Origin of the sequence: Shewanella sp. HL-SH8 (genome assembly GCF_051165765.1) — a bacterium.
Taxonomy (GTDB): Bacteria; Pseudomonadota; Gammaproteobacteria; order Enterobacterales; family Shewanellaceae; genus Shewanella; species Shewanella glacialimarina.
In genome coordinates this window covers 169,389-182,559 of the sequence record NZ_CP195039.1, presented here as the reverse complement: position 1 = coordinate 182,559, position 13,171 = coordinate 169,389, and the positions used below count along the sequence as shown (strand labels likewise).

Here is a 13,171-nt window from a genome sequence, read left to right as displayed (position 1 = left end):
ATTTATGCTATTTATTCCTTATGTTTATCGTACTTAAACGTATGGCAGTTGCTGCAGAGTGGTTTTTTAACTTTATGCTCACCATGACATTCTTGGCAAGGTAACTCTTTACCATAGTGAAGGTTATTATGTGGATTTTGCCACTTTTCTTCTTCACTTCTGGCGGTTTGCTTGGCCAAGTCATCAACATCATGGCACTGCAAACAAGCTTGATCTGAGGGATACTGTTTGATGCCATTGCCATGGCAGCTTTTACAATCTTTACCGATAACATCTTTGTGGTAATCTCTAATTTCTACTGCTTGAACTGATAAGCTGGCTAAGCTAAGTAAGCCCAGTGCAAGCATAATTTTTAATGTTTTCATCAATAACTCCTCTTGTATCTGGTCTTTACTAAACGGTCATCATGCTACGGGCAGCGGTCATCCCCATTACCATACACTCTGGTATTGAACAGCTACCTAAGCGGCTAACACCGTGAATACCACCACACACTTCACCAGCAGCATAAAGGCCGGTAATCGGCGCGCCAGTGAAGCTATCTTTAACTTCCGCCTTGGTATTTACCATCACACCCCCTTGGCAGTAGTGTACTTTTGGCCATAAACGCACCACAGTAAAGGGGGCTTTAATATACTTGCCAGCAGCTTTAACCATATTCTTGCCAAACTGTGAGTCTTTACCCGTTTTGACATAGCCGTTATATTCTTCAATTTGAGCTTTTAATGGCTTAAGTGGCATATTGAAATACTTTGCTAAATCTTCAATTGAATCAAACTTCCAACCTACATTGTACTTAATTACTTTTTCAGTATTAGGGTGATTTTTAGAGTCTTCAAAACTGGTGATTAAAATAGGCGGTAATGGATTACCTTGCTCATCACGACAGGCTAATTCAGCATCTGCACGTATTTTTCTATCGGCAATTTCATCCATAAAACGCTGACCAGTTAAACGGTTAACCGCGATAGAATGTGGGAAGTTGTAGATAGCATAGTTAGACACATAGCCAAAGCCGCCTTCATCAGGTGATGCCCATGGGCCAGATTGGATATGCGCAAGATGCACAGGAATTGCGCCAAGACGGAACATTTCAAACATGCCTTCGCCTGTAGCGCCTGGAGCATTGGTACAGCCCACTTCAGCGGTAAGCGTTGGGTCTTGTGCCATTCTTAAATTAACATTTTGTGCAAAGCCACCAGTGGCCATAATCACACCGCGTTTGGCGCGAATGTTGAGCACTTTACCAGGCTGGTCTTCACCAAAGTGGTAATTGTCACGCATTTTAACACCCAACACTTCGCCTTTATTGCCGACAAGAAAGCCTTCAAATTTTGAACGATTGTGGGTTTTAACACCTAAGTCACGACACTTATGCAAAAGTGGTTGGGTAATTCCTGCGCCACAGCTCACTGTAGTTTGGTAGGTTCTTGCTACAGAGTGACCGCCTAATTGCTGTAAATATGGATGGTATTCAGAACCCGCATCCAAAGTCATTTGCAATGCTTCCATTGCATGGGAGGCAACATGACGTAATAGTGCTTCGTCGGCAATACCACGACCTGACGCTAATTGGTCAGCCACCATGCGATCAACTGAATCGTCTACGCCTTCTGTCTTTTGCATCGGCGTAACTGGTGCGGCAAATAACCCACCATTGATAGATGAGTTACCACCAAAATAAGACATTTTTTCAAAAATATGAACGTCTTTAGCGCCTAACTTACTGGCTTCAATGGCTGCGGCTAAGCCTGCAAAGCCAGAACCAATAATGACAATTTCAACTTCTTTGTCCCATTTAACGCCATCCGCTTTTTCGGATATAGCCATTGCTGGTGCAACCATGGCTGCTCCTGCCGCTACACCTAGTCCCGCGATAAACTTACGGCGCCCTAATAGATCTACATTGCTCATGGATCATCACCCCTTTCTTATATTCGACACAATAAGAATAAGGCCGGAATCAATTCCAAAATGGGAACTGATGGCAGTTTTAGGCTAATAAATGAACGGATTGTTAATACTCAAAAGTAGGTAGCAGTTTTGTTGATGGCGTGAGCTTTCTCACGAGTTGGAATTGATTCCAAATGGTCATAGTGTCATTTCCGTCAGTTTGAAGTTCTGCTGCATAAATCGGTTAGAAGACCGTTGGCTGTAAGATCAGTTATGACCATCGCAAGGGCATAAATTGCTATACAAATAGGTGATAACTTTCAATAATACTCCCAATCATCGTTAGCTGAATATAATTATATGACTGTCGAAATTGAACGTAAGTACCTTGTGCATAATGACCAATTTAAATCACTTGCTCATCGCTCGACCAGAATTATCCAGGGGTATTTAAACTCTGAAAAGTCGCGCACTGTCAGGGTTAGAATAATGGGTGAGCAAGGTTTTCTAACCATCAAAGGCATTAGTAATCAAGCCGGTTTGTCACGCTTTGAGTGGGAAAAAGAAATCAGTGTGCAAGAGGCACAAGACTTGCTCAAATTATGTGAACAAGGGGGTGATTGATAAAACCCGGTACTTGGTGGAATATCAAAACCAAGTATTTGAGGTAGATGAGTTTTATGGTGATAATCAAGGTTTGGTAGTCGCTGAACTTGAGTTAGAAAGTGAGCAGCAAGTGGTGATAAAACCGGATTGGTTAGGTGAAGAGGTGACTGGCGATAATCGTTATTACAATTCTTCATTAATGAAACAGCCTTATAGCCAATGGGCTTAAGCTGCTATTGGTCACATCTTTTGTAAGCGAATAAAATGCCGTTTAAATTGATATTTAAACGGCATTTTAATGTTTACAGTGTTTGAGTTAATTCTCTTCACATAAATTTTTACCAACAGCGTAACAACTTGGCTGTCTTGGGCACACTGCGCCGCGTGAGCAAATTAAGCGGGCGTCATTTTTAATGCCGCGTTCAATCCAATTAATGTTAAGAATTTTAGCCACACTGGTGAGGTCCTGTTTAATGTGCCTTGGAATAACCACAGAACCACCATTAGAAGCGCACGCTTGTTTCAAATCATTGGCAATCGACAGTGAATCTTTACCCTGGGCATCAATGGCCGGGTTCAAATCAATACCGGCACAAAGCACATGAGGGTTACCCGCAGAGTCTTCAACCTTAATAGATTCACAGCAATATATTCGCGGTTGATTACCCACATTAAGAATCGAAATTTGCGCTGATGTACCAGATGACGGCTCATTAATCATTCTGAACACTGCCCAGTGCTGACAAGGATCTTCCACTAAACGCATATTGCCCCACGGCAGCGGAATACCATTACCGCGATAAACAGCCTTGAGTTTGCCAGGAGCATAGGCATCAAAAAAATGCCAATGTGGATAAGGGGACACTACGGTCATGCGGCGCATAGCAACCGATGCCGAAACCTGCAACTGCTTGTGAACGCTAATTTCATAGCCGTGACGGTCAAGTAATTGTCTAAAAGGAACCTTAGGGCATAGTAATGCGCCAGCAAAAAAGCTTGACTCAAAATCACGCCAGGCATGTAAAATATCTTGAGCGTTAAGGGTGTTTGACTGTGGAATACCGTTGTCATCACCTTCTTCTTTTCGCCCTGATGTCATCACCGACTTTAAGCCATCTTTATTGTGTAATACACAATGGCCAATATGCACCGCTAAGTCATATTTCAAACGGTGAGGGCGATTTTTTAAAGTATTGTTTAAATAAATTGTGCCGGGTGGTTCAAAAAACGAGGTGACTAATTGACGTGAACTTGCGCCCATTTCATCACGAATTTCTTGTGGTGTTCGGTCAATCCACTTAATTATTAGCCCCATTCTGGCGGCGATAGTCAGCATGTCATCAGCCATTAATGGCATGCGTTTTAAACCCACATCTTCAGCTGCACGTTCTAAATCAGGAAAATGATTTTGGTGGTGTTCTTGATGCGCGCGGATCAACAAGTGGGCAAATTGTCTGCCCGATGTACCGGTTTGCGACAGCATTTCGGGTATCGCGATTTGTAAAATATCATTAGAGAATAAAAAACTTGGCTCTAGCGGCATACCACTAATGCCACCTTTATTGCCTTTTTCGGGCGTGATGGCGTCATCTTCTGGCTCGTCATCCAGAAACCAGCCGACTTCTTTTTGAAAAACCACCGCAATAACCGCAAGCATATCGGCGCTTGGTACACGCTTACCACGTTCAATCATAGATAAATATGACACGGAAGGTGAGTTGTTTGCATCTACCCGCATACAGCGGGCAGATAAGTCTTCCATGGTTAAGTTGTTGCGTTTTCGCAAGTTTCTTATTTTTGTGCCCAAAAAATGGGTCTTTCGCATCAAGCTTCTATCATTTCTCATTTTGTATAATTCACACTGTAAAATTTTTATTGTGAAATTCTTGGTAAAAATAGCATAGACTAAAAATCAAGCTGCGAACAAGGCTTAAATCAAAAACTAATTTGAATCATTATAAATAAAAATAATGTGACCTACGATTAAAAGAAGAGGATAAGGCTATGAACATGTCTACTCAAGCAAGCAAAACATCTACTCAAAACCTTAACCACTTTATTGGTGAGCAATTTGTGGCAACAACTAATGAATTAGATCGCTCTATTAATGCGAAAGAGTTTTTAGATGCCCAGTTCCCACTAGCAACAGGTTCACACCAAGATGTGACTAGCTATGTTGTTTATTACACGCATCTTTTAGCATTTTTAAAAGATGGCACTCAGTCTGGATTACAAAATCCTTGTCAATTTGTGGCATTAACAGGCCATAAGAGTGAGCCAACATCAGTCGTATTGAAAAATAATGACACTCATATTGAAATTTGTTTTGATCGCCAAGGCGATATTGGTACTGATGATTTGGCACACATTGAAGATATTCAAATTGAAATGCCAATCAAGAATTTGCCGACACCTTATAAGCAATGGATAAGCTTATTACACTCTAGCTGCAAGCCTACAGAAGGCCGTTGTAAAGTGTTTACTGCTAAAGATGGTAGCGATTACGCTATGCACCAGCGTTAAGCTTATTGCTAACATTAGTGTACTAAATAAAGAATTTTTGAAAGCCAGCGGGTTAATTCTGCTGGCTTTTTGATTACTTGCTTAAGTTGCTTGGCTAGAAAATTAGTTGCTTGGCCAGAAAAAATTAGACTGTTGGCTGACTTTGTTTGATGGCTTTGCTTGGTCGGCGATATAAAAGTTGATGGTTTGTTTACTCATCGGCGTGGTATTTTCTGACTGCTTACAGCGTAAGGTCACCGGATATTCGATTTGCTCACCTGGTTGAATATGGACTTTATTGTGAGTGATTAGAGTGAGGTCACAACCCTGATGCAAGCTATTAACACCAATAATATAGTCGACTGCTTGTTGGGTTTTATTGCGGATTTTAAGTTGATAGCTATTTTCGACAAACTCCCCAACCTCGCGATAGAGAGTTTGGCGGTCTCGTATTACATTAAGTTGAATTAAACTGCGATTGGTTAAGTCGACTACCATTAATACGCACATAATGAGTAAAGCTGATGCGTATCCTAGCGCTTTTAATGATAGCTTTTTAGTTGGAATACTGGGTTGTTGCTCAGTAAGGGGCTGCAGTTGAGGTGTCGATTTTGATGACTTGAGTGCATTCTCGCTAGTAAAGCTGATTAAATTCGGTAAATAGCCAAATTTTTCCATCGTTTGATTACATGCATCAACGCAGGCGCCACAGTTGATACATTCATACTGTAAACCATTGCGAATATCGATACCTGTTGGGCAAACGTCGACACATAAATTACAGTCAACACAATCACCTAAATCAGTACTTTGTGAACGTTTTCGTGGCCCTCTTGATTCGCCTCGCGCGGCATCATAGCTGACAGTTTTGGTATTTGAGTCAAACATAACCGCTTGAAAACGCGAATATGGACAACAATGTAAGCACATCATTTCGCGCATCCAACCCGCATTAATATATGTACATAAAGCAAAAAACCATACCCAAACGCCAGTCCAAAAACCGCTAGAGAAAGTGAAAATGTCGATATATAGCGCTCTGGCGGGCATAAAGTAGCCCATGAAACCACAACCAGTCACTAATGCAGTAATGCCCCATAGGCTGTGCTTGGTAACACGTTTACGGATTTTTGATGCTGATAAAGGGGCTTTATCTAATGCGGCACGATGGTGATGGTTTCCTTCAGCTTTAGCTTCTATCCACATAAACATAGCGGTCCACGCCGTTTGAGGGCATAAAAAACCACACCATACTCTGCCCCAATAAACGGTAACAAAAAACAACGCAAATGCCGCCGCCATAAACAGCCAGGCCAGAATGGTAAAGTCTTGTGGCCATAGGGTGATATTAAAAAAGAAAAACTGTTGCTGGGTAACATCAAGCAAAATCGCCTGACGTCCTTGGTAGCTGATAAAGGGTAATAAAAAGAAAACGGCTATCAGTAAAGTATTGCTGTATTTTCTGATCCGCTGAAATACACCGTATTGTTCACGCACATGAATTTTGCCTGAGGGGGAAGAGCTGACATTCACAATAGGGATGCGTTGGGATGAAGTTAATAGACTTGATTCTGGTGCTGACATGTTGTTTTCCTAAAATGACATTACGTCGTTATATAGCAATAGGTAAGCCAACATAGTTTTTATTTATCAAGCTGATTTTAATAGAGAAATATTTTTTTGAGTTGATGATGCATCACGATATATCGCAATTAAGCGAAATATCGTGACTTAGTGGTCATGATGTTTAAGTGAGTCGCTTGATGAATCCAATATTGATTAAGCGTCAGGCTAACGGTTAATACCGAGTTTTTTCATTCGAGATCGCAATGTGCTGGGCGGCAATGCCAGCATGGCTGCTGCGCCATTTGGGCCTGATATTCGCCATTGAGTCAATTCTAGTATGTCGATAATATGCGCAGCCTCGGCTTCTATCATGGTTAAAGGTTGCTTAATGGCAGTATTGTTATCTTTGAGTGTGGGCAGCTGTAAACTATTAAATGTTAACGTGTTGTCGTGGGTTAGAATGATTTCTCTTTCGATTAAATTTTGTAGCTCACGTACATTTCCCGGCCAAGGGTATTGTTGTAACTTGTGTAAGCCTTTTGCGCTTACTTTGGTGATTTTCTTTCCCAGTTTTTGACTGAGTGATACGACCAAATCACTTACCAAGTTAGGTAAGTCTTCTTGCCTATCGCGCAGAGGGGGAACTTGAATAGGAAAAACATTAAGGCGATAAAATAAGTCCATCCTAAACAACCCTTGCTCTACACGGGCTGGTAAATCATGGTGAGTAGCTGCAATAAGGCGAATATTCACTTTAATGGTTTCGCTGCTACCCACACGCTCAAAAGATTGCTCTTGAATAACACGTAATAGCTTTGACTGTGCTTCAAGACTGAGCTCAGCAATTTCATCTAAGAATAGCGTGCCATTATGAGCCAATTCAAAGCGGCCTTTACGTCGACTAATCGCCCCTGTAAATGCGCCTTTTTCATGGCCAAATAGCTCGCTTTCTAAAATGGATGCCGAGAACGCAGCGCAATTGACACTCACCATGGGCTGGTTTTTTCGGTGGCTCAATTGGTGCAGGCTACGCGCGACTAGCTCTTTTCCTGTGCCATTTTCGCCACAAATTAATACCGTGCTGTCGGTATTAGCAACGAGATTAATCTGCTGAGTTAAATGGTTTATGGCTTTGCTGTTGCCAGACAAGCCCATAGCGCCTTGCTTACCTTGTAGTTCGGTGAGTAAGTATTGATTCTCTGAGGTTAATCGCTCAGATAAGGCTTGTACTTGTGCGAGGGCTTTGCGTAATGAATCTTCAGTATGCTTTTGAATACTCACATCGCGAAAGATGGCGATAACACCAATAAGAATATTATTATCATAAACCGGTGTTGAGCTGTAATAAACAGGGAAACAACTACCATCTTTACGCCAAAACACATCGTCACTGACCTGACGTGCAATACCATCATGTAATGTGCGATATATCGGACAATCTTGCTGAGGATAATGGCTACCATCTGCATGACTATGATGGTGACAATCATGAATATTTTTACCGATTAACTCTTCAGCATTCCACCCAGTCATGTGCTCTGCTGCTGGGTTGATGAACACAGCGTTGCCCTTAAGGTCAAAGCCATAGACACCTTCAGTCATTGCATTGAGTAGCAAGGTATTTTCTGGCAGAAAATGGCTGGTGGTTAAGCTGGATTTTTCGGTCATATTTAAGCTTATAAAGACTGATCAACAAGGAATATCAATCATTATAACTAAGTCACGATATTTCGCGACTTAAATGTCGCCCACAGCAGTTTGTTCCTCTTGCCTAGTTTGAATGCTGCTGGAGACAGCATTCAATTAACTATTCCCGATCTAGGCATAATTTGTGTAGTGGGTTGAAATTATCCACTATAAACATCGTTTGAGTACAATCAAGTTGTTACAATAGCGGATTGCTTTTTTAACGTGTTATTCCATGACGAACTTATCTACTACACATTATAAAATGTGGTTGTTTATTGCAGTGGGCTTGTTGTGCCTTACGCCGCTAATATCTTCTCCGGTAGCTCTACTGATGGGGTTTACGTTGGCGAGTATCGGTTTGGTGCCTGACAGTATTGATTTAGGTAAGTGGACTAAAAAGCTACTGGCGTATTCGATTGTTGGTTTAGGTTTTGGGATTAACTTACCTGAAGCGATTGACGCCAGCAGTAATAATCTTGGCCTCATTGTGGGCTCAATTTTCTTTACCTTGATTTTAGGTTACGGCCTGACACGATTAATGGGCTTAGACAGTAAAACCGGACATTTAATTAGCTGTGGTACTGCTATTTGTGGCGGCAGTGCTATTGCTGCTGTCGCACCGGCGATTAATGCGAAGAATGATCAAATTGCTGTGTCGTTAGCCTGCGTATTTTTACTCAATTCAATCGCCTTGTTTGTGTTTCCAACGATTGGCCATGCGCTGCAATTGTCTCAATATGATTTTGGCGTGTGGAGCGCTATTGCTATTCACGACACCTCGTCGGTTGTAGGTGCGGCGGCGGCTTATGGTGATGATGCGTTAAAAATTGCCACCACAGTTAAGCTTGCTAGAGCGTTGTGGATTATCCCTATCGCATTATTAAGTGCTATTGCCTTTGGTGGTGATAAAAGCAAAATTACCATTCCATTTTTTATTCTGTTTTATTGTGTCGCCATTTTAGTTGCCTACTTTATCCCCCAGGGGCAACCGGTTTATAACCTATTGTTTGCTGTGTCTAAACAAGTGTTAGTCTTGTGCTTATTTTTAATTGGCGCGGCGATTACAGTCAAAAAAATGCGCGCTAATGGTCCTAAACCGTTGCTGTTAGGCGTGTTGCTATGGTTTGCTATTGGCAGCAGTTCATTGTTTTATATTGTGACATTTTAGATATGAAAGCTTCAGAGTAATGATACTGAATTTGCCTTGCAGTTTTATGCACAAAAAGATGCTGAAATCGGTAAATAAAATCTATCACAAAGACATGAATAACTAGAACGAGGGGATCAGCGGTAGCACAACCTGTTTAAGGCTTAACCGTTAGGCGTCGTGCTGTTTAATATCGGGTTTGCTTAATGCGAGCCAAATAAGACCGCCGAATGCGACTAACTCGATTAACGCGCGTGTGAGTCCTGTGGTTTGTATGGAGGCAATAACGGCGATAATACATAAGGTAATAATCACAGCTGATTTAAGCCGGCGTGATAGCCATAATTGTGTCATTTCCCCTCCAATATAATGATAAAAGCGGATTATATTATCGAGGTAATGACTTTGCTGGCGCCAATATCAATTTTAACTATCTCATAACTGATTGGTTACCATTTTGTCGTGACTGGGTTAGCTGAGTTAAACATGCTACTAAATACTGAACGTCACCTCGGGGTAATTGTGCCAGACGATAACAAGCACTGTAGATGTGGCCAGTTTTACTTGCATAGGCTTTTTAATGAATATTTGAGGGTAATGTTTACGCACTTAACACTTGTTTGCGGGAATTGATAAATCCAAACAGCGTAAATTATGTTATTAGTTATATTGGTAAGAAGTTGGTTATATTGATCATACTTAGTTACATAGTGAGCTGAGTAATATTATGCATTTATGCAAAGGGTTAAGCTAAACTTACTGCAAATGTGTCATCAACCAAGAAGAGATATAAATGCTGAGTTTTCGATTACGGGTGCTGATATTGTTAACCTTTTTTACCTTATCTGTTGGCGCGTCAGCGACTATCTTAGATGTTGATGTGAGTGACCTTCAAGGTGCTTCAATCAGTGATGCTGTGGTGGAGTTGATCCCTGAACATAGTATGTCAGCATCAGCCATTAACAATCATGAAATGAAGCAGCAGAATCGAATATTCCAGCCTTTTGTACTGGCTGTTCAACAAGGCGATAAAGTCAATTTTCCTAACTTTGATCGTACCCGGCACCATGTGTATTCATTTTCAGCCGCAAAACCGTTTGAATTAAAGTTATATGTCGGAAAAGCAGAAGAACCAATCGAATTTGAACAGCCAGGTATTGTGGCGATAGGCTGTAATATTCATGATTATATGCAGGCCTTTATTTATGTCGCCCAAAGTCCACTTTACGGTGTCAGCGATAATAAAGGTCGTGTGAGCTTTAATGATTTAATCCCAGGAACATATAGCGTTAACGTATGGCACCCGTGGCAGAAAACTTCCTTGGCAGTAGCACCAATGGTATTAACCGGCGAACCCCAAAAAACGCTTGAGCTACAGCTTGATATAGAACATCAGGACAAGCCAACATCCCCCCCAGCAGGATTTGCTGCAACCCGTCAGTCAACTCAAATTGAGTTAGCCAATGCGCAATAGTTTTCGACATAGATTGATTTTGGTCTTTTTAGTGGTACTGACAGTGGTGCAACTGTTAACTGCAGTATTTGTGTTGAATGCGACTCAAAATGCGAGTCGGCAACAGCAAATACAGCGATTAAGTGTCGGTATTAACGTTTTTAGCGATATTTTGGCTAACCGCAGTGAACAGTTGAATCAGAGTTTGTCATTACTGAGTGCTGACTTTGGCTTTAAACGTGCTGTTGCAACTAAAGAGCAAGAGACCATTTCTTCGGTTTTATCGAATCACGGTAAACGTATTAATGCTAATGCGGCCATATTACTTTCACCGCAGGGGCAGTTGTTATCGTCTAGTTTGACAGGTTTATCGGCCAACGATGTTGCTAGCTTATTTACCAAGCATAAAAGTGAAGATAACGACTTTGTGATGTTAAATGTTAATCACGCTAACTACCAATTTGTGTTTCAGCCAGTAAAAGCGCCCACATTAATTGCCTGGGTTGGTATGGGCTTTTTACTCGATGAAAATGTGGCTCAACAAGCTAAGGCGATGACAGGTATCGATGTGAGTTTTATTAACTCAACATCAATACCTGTTGAAATTATTTCTACTTTAGCGCCAGAATTGATTCAACACTTAAGTGATATCTCATTCAGTTTTGCCGATGCTACCCTTCACCCACAAGAGCACTATCCTGATAACTATTTGTCCCAGGCTATTCAGTTAGATCCGCAAAGTGATGCGCAATGGGTCGTATTGCATCAGTCTAATCAGCGCTGGCAACTCAATTATCAGCAACTGCGTAACAACATGCTGCTGATATTTGCATTCACTTCTTTATTGGCCTTTATTGTGGCCATGTGGGTCACCAATGGATTAACTAAACCGATAGATGCTTTGGTTAATTTCGCTAAAAAAGTGGGCCAGGGTGAAAATCCGACTAAAATTTACGGCGCCCCTGCAGAATTGCAGGCTCTTGCAGATACTTTATCCACAATGCGCAGTAATATTGAGCAACGTGAACAAGACTTTTTATATCAATCTGAACACGACCCCTTAACGGGGTTGTTCAATCGTTTTGCCGCCGAAAAACACATCAAACATAAAATTATTGGCTTAACTGGTACCTTGTTATTGATTGATATTAAGCATTTTAGGCAAGTGAATGACATTATTGGTTTTGCTAATGGTGATCAGCTGTTAGTCAGTTTTTCTGAACGGTTAAGCCGCTTGTCTATCGATGTATCCCTTGTTGCAAGGTTAGACGGCGATGCCTTTTTATTGTTGTTACAACAACCGGCAAATAAAGCTGAGATTAGCCAGTATTTACATGGTGTGGTTATGCCATTTGATGTTGCAGGGTCAAAAATAACGTTATCAATTAGAACTGGCATTGTGCAGTTGAATGGCTTGTATCAACATATAGACACTCTCTTTAGACACCTTGAGATAGCCTTGAACCATGCCTGTGTTCAAGCCGATGATTCGTATGTTTATCAAGAAGGTGATGATGATAAATATCAACGCGAGTTGTCATTGGTGCGGGATTTACCGCAAGCATTAATTCAAGGGCAATTGCATTTGGTATATCAGCCTAAGGTGAATATTCAACTTAATACTTGTCATGCTGTTGAAGCATTAATTCGCTGGCAGCATCCAGATTTGGGCTTTGTTCCCCCAGATGAATTTATCCTACTTGCCGAGAACTCAGGTAACATTTCGATTATTAGTGAATGGGTTATGGCTGAAGCTATCCGTCAGGCGCACATTTGGCATCAACAAGGGTTAGCTATTTCTGTGGCGATTAATTTATCGGCACATGACTTAATGGATGAGTCATTGCCAGCTCGATTAGCGCAGCAGTTACATGATGTTAATTTACCTATTAACGCGATAGCTATTGAAGTTACCGAAGGTGCGGTAATGACAGACACAGAAACTACCATTAAGGTGCTTAACCAATTTAAACAACACGGCTTTCATATTGCGATTGATGATTTTGGGACGGGTCACTCGTCATTAGCTTATTTAAAAATGTTACCCGTTAATGAAGTGAAAATAGATCGCAGTTTTATCAAAGACATTCATCATAACGCGACTGACCATATGATAGTTGAAACCAGCATTAAATTGATTAAAGGCTTGGCTTTGTCTGTGGTCGCCGAAGGTGTTGAAACCCCATTAGGGATTGATATTTTAAAGCAAATGGACTGTGATATTATCCAAGGCTATGTGTTTTCTAAGCCCGTCAAAGCTGCCGAGTTGCAGGTTTGGGTGAGTGAATTTAATCGCACGACAGCTTAACTCTAAT

Annotated in this window: 12 protein-coding genes; 6 read left to right on the top strand and 6 right to left on the bottom strand. The window is 41.3% G+C overall.

Features of this window, described 5'->3' with window-relative positions; genetic code table 11:
- Nucleotides 1-11: 11 nt before the first annotated feature.
- Both ACRWQN_RS00780 and ACRWQN_RS00775 read right to left on the bottom strand, forming a co-directional pair.
- Nucleotides 12-365 carry a cytochrome c3 family protein gene (locus ACRWQN_RS00780; protein WP_434939466.1) on the bottom strand — a complete coding sequence of 118 codons (354 nt, stop codon included), beginning with the start codon at nucleotides 363-365 and terminating at the stop codon, nucleotides 12-14.
- 28 nt (nucleotides 366-393) lie between these two features.
- Nucleotides 394-1,914 carry a flavocytochrome c gene (locus ACRWQN_RS00775; RefSeq protein ID WP_434939465.1) on the bottom strand — a complete coding sequence of 507 codons (1,521 nt, stop codon included), beginning with the start codon at nucleotides 1,912-1,914 and terminating at the stop codon, nucleotides 394-396.
- A gap of 339 nt (nucleotides 1,915-2,253) precedes the next feature.
- On the opposite strand from ACRWQN_RS00775, the gene ACRWQN_RS00770 reads away from it, so the two are divergent.
- Together ACRWQN_RS00770 and ACRWQN_RS00765 are read left to right on the top strand one after the other, a co-directional pair.
- Nucleotides 2,254-2,517, top strand: a complete 264-nt coding sequence (locus ACRWQN_RS00770; RefSeq protein ID WP_434939464.1) for a CYTH domain-containing protein — start codon at nucleotides 2,254-2,256, stop codon at nucleotides 2,515-2,517.
- A complete protein-coding gene (locus ACRWQN_RS00765; protein ID WP_434939463.1) occupies nucleotides 2,510-2,728 on the top strand; it encodes a hypothetical protein in 219 nt (72 codons plus the stop codon). The genes ACRWQN_RS00770 and ACRWQN_RS00765 overlap by 8 nt, the downstream gene beginning before the upstream one ends.
- 87 nt (nucleotides 2,729-2,815) lie before the next feature.
- Here the strand turns inward: ACRWQN_RS00765 and ACRWQN_RS00760 are convergent, their stop codons facing one another.
- Complete coding sequence (locus tag ACRWQN_RS00760; RefSeq protein WP_434939462.1) at nucleotides 2,816-4,345, bottom strand: DUF3612 domain-containing protein; 1,530 nt, start codon at nucleotides 4,343-4,345, stop codon at nucleotides 2,816-2,818.
- A 158-nt stretch (nucleotides 4,346-4,503) separates the two neighbouring features.
- Between ACRWQN_RS00760 and ACRWQN_RS00755 the strand changes: the two genes are divergently transcribed.
- Nucleotides 4,504-5,022: a malate synthase gene (locus ACRWQN_RS00755; RefSeq protein WP_434939461.1), complete on the top strand. Its 519-nt coding sequence runs from the start codon at nucleotides 4,504-4,506 to the stop codon at nucleotides 5,020-5,022.
- A 102-nt stretch (nucleotides 5,023-5,124) separates the two neighbouring features.
- Here ACRWQN_RS00755 and ccoG read toward each other — a convergent pair whose 3' ends face one another.
- Nucleotides 5,125-6,585: a cytochrome c oxidase accessory protein CcoG gene (ccoG, locus tag ACRWQN_RS00750; RefSeq protein ID WP_434939460.1), complete on the bottom strand. Its 1,461-nt coding sequence runs from the start codon at nucleotides 6,583-6,585 to the stop codon at nucleotides 5,125-5,127.
- A 207-nt stretch (nucleotides 6,586-6,792) separates the two neighbouring features.
- Nucleotides 6,793-8,235, bottom strand: coding sequence for a sigma-54 interaction domain-containing protein (locus tag ACRWQN_RS00745; RefSeq protein WP_434939459.1), 1,443 nt, complete (start codon nucleotides 8,233-8,235; stop codon nucleotides 6,793-6,795).
- Nucleotides 8,236-8,488: 253 nt separating this feature from the next.
- Here ACRWQN_RS00745 and ACRWQN_RS00740 point away from each other — a divergent pair, with 253 nt between their 5' ends.
- A complete protein-coding gene (locus ACRWQN_RS00740; RefSeq protein WP_434939458.1) occupies nucleotides 8,489-9,424 on the top strand; it encodes a YeiH family protein in 936 nt (311 codons plus the stop codon).
- Between the two features lie 150 nt (nucleotides 9,425-9,574).
- Here ACRWQN_RS00740 and ACRWQN_RS00735 read toward each other — a convergent pair whose 3' ends face one another.
- On the bottom strand, nucleotides 9,575-9,757 hold the full coding sequence (locus ACRWQN_RS00735) for a hypothetical protein (protein WP_434927548.1): 183 nt from the start codon (nucleotides 9,755-9,757) through the stop codon (nucleotides 9,575-9,577).
- 439 nt (nucleotides 9,758-10,196) lie between these two features.
- Between ACRWQN_RS00735 and ACRWQN_RS00730 the strand changes: the two genes are divergently transcribed.
- Both ACRWQN_RS00730 and ACRWQN_RS00725 read left to right on the top strand, forming a co-directional pair.
- Nucleotides 10,197-10,877 (top strand): methylamine utilization protein, encoded by a 681-nt coding sequence (locus ACRWQN_RS00730; RefSeq protein ID WP_434939457.1) that lies wholly within the window; start codon nucleotides 10,197-10,199, stop codon nucleotides 10,875-10,877.
- Nucleotides 10,867-13,164 carry an EAL domain-containing protein gene (locus ACRWQN_RS00725; protein ID WP_434927546.1) on the top strand — a complete coding sequence of 766 codons (2,298 nt, stop codon included), beginning with the start codon at nucleotides 10,867-10,869 and terminating at the stop codon, nucleotides 13,162-13,164. The genes ACRWQN_RS00730 and ACRWQN_RS00725 overlap by 11 nt, the downstream gene beginning before the upstream one ends.
- Nucleotides 13,165-13,171 lie beyond the last annotated feature (7 nt).